General features: G+C 51.7%; 7 protein-coding genes and 1 pseudogene. All 8 read left to right on the top strand.

Annotated elements, in window-relative coordinates:
* Positions 1-728: FAD-binding oxidoreductase (locus IBX50_RS16540; protein WP_292257399.1), on the top strand; the 728-nt coding region annotated here is incomplete at its 5' end.
* A 392-nt stretch (positions 729-1,120) separates the two neighbouring features.
* Complete coding sequence (gene paaA, locus IBX50_RS16535; RefSeq protein WP_292257398.1) at positions 1,121-2,116, top strand: 1,2-phenylacetyl-CoA epoxidase subunit PaaA; 996 nt, start codon at positions 1,121-1,123, stop codon at positions 2,114-2,116.
* A gap of 14 nt (positions 2,117-2,130) precedes the next feature.
* Positions 2,131-2,412, top strand: coding sequence for a 1,2-phenylacetyl-CoA epoxidase subunit PaaB (paaB, locus tag IBX50_RS16530; RefSeq protein ID WP_366930745.1), 282 nt, complete (start codon positions 2,131-2,133; stop codon positions 2,410-2,412).
* A 12-nt stretch (positions 2,413-2,424) separates the two neighbouring features.
* The gene (paaC, locus tag IBX50_RS16525; RefSeq protein WP_292257397.1) at positions 2,425-3,213 is read left to right on the top strand and encodes a 1,2-phenylacetyl-CoA epoxidase subunit PaaC; all 789 of its coding nucleotides are present in this window, start codon (positions 2,425-2,427) and stop codon (positions 3,211-3,213) included.
* Positions 3,197-3,775 carry a 1,2-phenylacetyl-CoA epoxidase subunit PaaD gene (gene paaD, locus IBX50_RS16520; RefSeq protein ID WP_292257396.1) on the top strand — a complete coding sequence of 193 codons (579 nt, stop codon included), beginning with the start codon at positions 3,197-3,199 and terminating at the stop codon, positions 3,773-3,775. Before paaC ends, paaD begins: the two co-directional genes overlap by 17 nt.
* A 168-nt stretch (positions 3,776-3,943) precedes the next feature.
* Positions 3,944-5,020, top strand: coding sequence for a 1,2-phenylacetyl-CoA epoxidase subunit PaaE (gene paaE, locus IBX50_RS16515; RefSeq protein ID WP_292257395.1), 1,077 nt, complete (start codon positions 3,944-3,946; stop codon positions 5,018-5,020).
* A gap of 167 nt (positions 5,021-5,187) precedes the next feature.
* Positions 5,188-5,436, top strand: coding sequence for a type II toxin-antitoxin system Phd/YefM family antitoxin (locus tag IBX50_RS16510; protein ID WP_292257394.1), 249 nt, complete (start codon positions 5,188-5,190; stop codon positions 5,434-5,436).
* Positions 5,426-5,543: pseudogene (locus IBX50_RS16505) on the top strand (type II toxin-antitoxin system mRNA interferase toxin, RelE/StbE family); the annotation flags it as partial. The gene IBX50_RS16510 and the pseudogene IBX50_RS16505, both read left to right, overlap by 11 nt.

The raw sequence follows: 5,543 nt of genomic DNA, 5'->3' as shown, positions 1-5,543 counted from the left end.
ACATCATCACCGAAATCACCCAGTGCACACCACGCATTCGTCAGCTGCGTTTCCGCCCCATCGGTTCTGCCATGCGCTTCTGGCCCGGTCAGTATGTCACTCTGGGTGATGAACGTGCCGGAGCGCCGGAACGCTGTTACTCGATTGCCAACGCGCCGCGCCCGGATGGTGAAATCCTGCTGCAAATCACTCAGGTGGAAGATGGCAAAACCAGCAACTGGGTGCACCAGCAGTTAAACGTGGGTGATATGGTGAAGATCAACGGCCCTTACGGCACCTTCATCGGTGATCCCACCACCGAAACCTCTGTGCTCTGTCTGGCTGCCGGCTCCGGTCTCGCGCCCATCATGTCTTTGGCTGAAGCCGCACTGCGTCGTGATTTCCGTAAACCAGTCACCTTGATGTTCTCAGCGCGTACCGAAGCAGATTTGTATGATCTGGGTATGATGAAATACTGGGAAGCCAAACACCGTAATTTTAACTACAAACCCACCCTGACAGATGAGAAAAAAGACGGCATCCTGCACGGCCTACTGCCGGAGGTATTACCCCAGCAGTTCAAGGATCTGTCGCAGCACAGTATTTTTATCTCCGGTAGCCCAGGTTTTGTGGATGCTTGTATGACTGCCGTGAAGGCACTGGGCGCACAGGACAACCAGATCCATACTGAAGGTTATTTTGATCAGGCACAGCCCCAGACGGCACCTGCTAGCCACTTGGTGTCCTGATCGCTCGTCCGCAGCCCATCCGGACACCCTTCGCGCCCCTCATCATCAGCCCCTTTTGGCCGGTATCAGACAGCACCTTGATGCCGGTTTTTTTATTCTCAAAATACGATACATCAACACTACTTTTTGTTTTTTAGCGTGTCGCTTACAAAGCATGATCTGAATCAAATTTTTCTCTAAAAGTCTTATGATGCAGATCAGTGAACTTTTTGGCTGTTTTCACTCGAAATAACATGATACGTAAAATCTATACTTGCTATTATTTTGGGTATCATATAAAAAGAGTGCTGGCACCTAAGCCAGATCAGTCCGGCTACATATTTTTACAAAAAAGCTGCTACAAAACAGCTTTCACCGAAACCAGAACAACAAGACCGAACCGGAGGCAAAAGATGTACGCCCAGCTCGTGGAAACCGGCGTCAAACGCCTGAAGACTTTGGAAGAAATGTCACCTGAAGAGCGTGCTTTTCAGGAAAAAGTCGATGCAGAAATCAAGATCGAACCCAAAAACTGGATGCCTGATGCTTATCGTCAGACACTGATTCGCCAGATTTCCCAGCACGCCCACTCAGAAGTGGTCGGTATGCTGCCAGAAGGCAACTGGGTCACCCGTGCCCCCACCCTGAAACGCAAACTGCAATTAATGGCAAAAATTCAGGATGAAGCCGGTCACGGTCTTTATCTCTACAGCGCCATGGAAACCCTGGGCGCCAGCCGTGATGAAGAAATTCAGAAGCTGCACGAAGGCAAAGCCAAGTATTCCAGCATTTTTAACTACCCCACGCTGAACTGGGCAGATATGGGTACGGTTGGCTGGCTGGTGGATGGTGCCGCGATTGTGAACCAGGTGGTGCTGCAGCGTACCTCTTATGGCCCTTATTCCCGCGCCATGATCCGCATCTGTAAAGAAGAAAGCTTCCACCAGCGTCAGGGTTACCAGATTCTGCTGGATCTGATGCGTGAAGGCACCGAGGCACAAAAAGCCATGGTGCAGGATTCCATCAATCGCCTCTGGTGGCCGGCACTGATGATGTTTGGTCCGTCTGATGAGCACTCACCCAACTCCCAACAGTCCATGGCCTGGAAAATCAAGCGCAAAAGCAATGATGAACTGCGCCAGATGTTTATTGACCAGACCGTACCCCAGCTTGAGTTCCTTGGCTGCACCGCACCCGACCCAGACCTGAAGTGGAACGAAGAACGCGGTCATTATGACTTTGGTGAAATCGACTGGAGTGAGTTCTACGAAGTGTTAAAAGGCAACGGCCCCTGTAACCGCGAACGTATTGCCACCCGCAAAAAAGCCATCGACGAAGGCACCTGGGTTCGCCAGGCCGCTAAAGCCTACGCCGACAAACAACAACAAAAACAGCAGAACGCTGCTTGATTGAGGAGATCAACATGACTGAATGGCCCCTGTACGAAGTATTTGTACGCAGCAAACACGGTTTGAACCATAAACACGTTGGCAGTGTTCATGCCGCTGATGCACGCATGGCAATTGAAAATGCCCGTGAACTCTACACCCGCCGCAACGAAGGTGTCAGCATCTGGGTAGTGCCCTCCAACAACATCACAGCATCCGCCCCGGACGAAAAAGAACCCCTATTCGATCCGTCGCAAGACAAGGTTTACCGTCATGCTTCCTTCTACAAGCTGCCTGATGAAGTCGGCCACATGTAAGGAGCGGCACCCATGACTGAACAAACCCTGCAACAAAACAGCCAACAACAGGCATTGCGTGATTACCTGCTGCGCCTGGGCGACTCTGCTCTGATCATCAGCCAGCGCCTGTGTGAGCTGTGCGGCAAGGCTCCGGCTGTTGAAGAAGAAATGGCACTGATGAACGTGGCGCTGGATCTGGTCGGTCAGGCACGTAACTGGTACGACTATGCTGCCGAGCTGGAAGGCGGCACACGTGATGCTGATGCCCTGGCTTTCCGCCGTGATGCCCACGAATACCGTAACCTGCTGATCGTTGAACAGCCTAACGGTGATTACGCCGTCACCATGGCTCGCCAGTTTTTTTATGACACCTGGCACTACTTCACCCTGCAGGCGCTGGTGAAATCACCGGATGAGCGCATTGCCGGTATTGCTGCCAAGGCTTTAAAAGAAGTGACCTACCACCTGCGCCGTTCTTCCGAATGGGTCAAACGTCTGGGTGATGGCACCGAAGAAAGCCATCAGCGTATGGAAGTGGCCATAGAAAGCCTATGGCGCTTCACTGGGGAAATGATCACTCCGGATGCAGTGGACACTCAGCTGGCAGCAGCTGGCTTGGCACCGGAGCCACAGCAACTGGCAGCCGACTGGAAAGGTCTGGTAAAGGAAGTACTGACTGAAGCCACCCTGACCGTACAACCGGATGATGCCTGGATGCAATTAGGTGGTAAAAAAGGCGTCCACACCGAACACCTGGGTTTTATTCTGGCTGAAATGCAGTTCCTGCAGAGGGCTTATCCGGATGCCAAAACCTGGTAATCACAGCCGTCCGCAACCGGCTCCTTTAACTGCCCCGGTCATTGCCAGTGATCGAGTACCCGGCAATGCCAGTGGTGCCCGACTGACTGAAGATCAACTCTGGCAGTTACTGGACGAGGTAAAAGACCCGGAAGTACCGGTCGTCAGTGTGGTGGAGCTGGGTATTGTGCGCCAGCTGGGCTGGCAGGATGAACACTTGTGGGTGGATGTAACACCCACCTACTCCGGCTGCCCGGCCACAGAGCTGATTGAAGAGCAGATTGCTGCCGCACTGATGCAGGCGGGTATCCGTGAACCTCTGGTTCGGCGGGTATTAACACCGGCTTGGACCACTGACTGGATCAGTGAATCCGGACGCAACAAACTGCGGGAATACGGCATAGCACCACCGCAGGGCAGCGCCAGCAAAATGAGCCTGCTGGGTATGGATGAGGTGATCACCTGCCCACACTGCGGCAGCTTGCATACCGAGCGGGTCAGCGAATTTGGCTCCACGGCTTGCAAGGCGCTCTATCGCTGCACCGACTGCCTGGAACCTTTTGATTACTTTAAATGCATTTAATGACGGACAGGCTGACAACACGTCAAGGATAACCTGCGGCAAGCGCAGCAGGGACTGCGCAGCGCGGCGTTTGAGGCATGGAAAGCCGAACACGCCGGAAGCGGGTTACCTTGTACAAGTGTTGTCCTCAAGCCTGGACCAGAATACTGATAATAAAATGAGAAGATTATGAGCCAATTTCATTCACTGACCATTAAAGAGGTCAGACCGGAAACGCGTGATGCCGTGTCTCTGGCATTTGATCTGCCGGATTCGTTGCAGGATGCCTATCGTTTTACCCAAGGTCAGTACCTGACACTAAAAACCAGCATTGATGGTGAAGAAGTTCGCCGTTCTTACTCCATCTGCAACGGCGTGAATGATGGTGAGCTGCGGGTTGCCATCAAACAGGTTCCCGGTGGGCGTTTTTCCACCTTCGCCAATCAGCAGTTAAAAGCCGGTCAAACTTTGGAGGTGATGCCACCCCAGGGGCGTTTTTATACCGAGCTGAACCCGGAGCAGCAGGGTGAATACCTGGCCGTAGCCGCAGGCAGTGGTATCACACCGATTCTGTCGATTATCAAAACCACACTGGAAGCCGAACCTCACAGCAGTTTTACGCTGTTTTACGGCAACCGCTCCACCAGTAGCACCCTGTTCCGTGAACAGCTGGCGGATTTAAAAAACCGCTTTATGCAGCGCCTGAATCTGGTGTTTATTTTCAGCCGTGAGCAACAGGATATCGACCTTTACAATGGTCATATCAACAGCGAAAAGTGTGATGCACTGTTTGATCACTGGGTTAAACCCAAAGAGCTGACTGCAGCGTTTATCTGTGGCCCACAAGCCATGACCGAGAGTGTGCGTGATTCTCTGGAGCGTCATGGTATGCCCAAAGAAAAAATCCACTTTGAACTCTTCACTCCAGCCGGTGGTGCCCCTGTAGCGCGTCAGGATCGTGCCGATGTGAAGGTCGACCCAACCGCCGTATCTCAAATCACCGTGATTGCTGATGGCCGTTCACTGGCCTTTGAGTTAACACGCAACACCAAAAGCATTCTGGAAGCCGGTAATGAACACGGCGCTGATCTGCCTTTTTCCTGCAAAGCCGGTGTTTGCTCTACTTGCCGCGCCAAGGTCGTGGAAGGTGAAGTGGATATGGATGCCAACTTTGCCCTGGAAGACTACGAGGTGGAAGCCGGTTATGTGCTGTCCTGCCAGTGTTATCCCGTCAGCGACAAGGTAGTACTGGATTATGACCAATAAGCTGTTTTCTCCGTTTTCAGCACTTAGTATTTTCAGAACTCCGTTTTAACTCTGTCCCTCCCCGCCTTGTGCGGGGTTTTTTATTGGATGTTAAGGATAGCGCCTTGTTAAACCAGCCAAGGAACCCTAAAATGATCGAATAAAAGACTGATTAAGAGACCGATAAAATGACTGCAAGAATTCTGGCGGATGTAGCTGCCAGCATCACTGAACTGAAAGCAAACCCCATGAAAGTTGTCGCAAGCGCCCATGGTGAGGCTATTGCGATTCTCAACCGAAATGAGCCAGCTTTTTACTGCTTACCAGCAGAAACCTATGAAAGCCTCTTGAATCAACTTGAGGATCTGGAGTTGATACAGCTGGCAAAAGCTCGTAAACACGAAGAAAGCATTTCGGTCAATCTCGATGACCTATAAGCTTGAATTCAAAAAGAGTGCTTTGAAAGAATGGAAAAAATTAGCCGTTCCTCTCCAGCAGCAGTTCAAGAAAAAACTACTCGAACGCCTTGAAAACCCACATATAC

The sequence above is a fragment of the Marinospirillum sp. genome, from assembly GCF_014859565.1.
The sequence above is the reverse complement of the archived record's forward strand: the minus strand, read 5'-3'. Positions and strand labels throughout refer to the sequence as shown.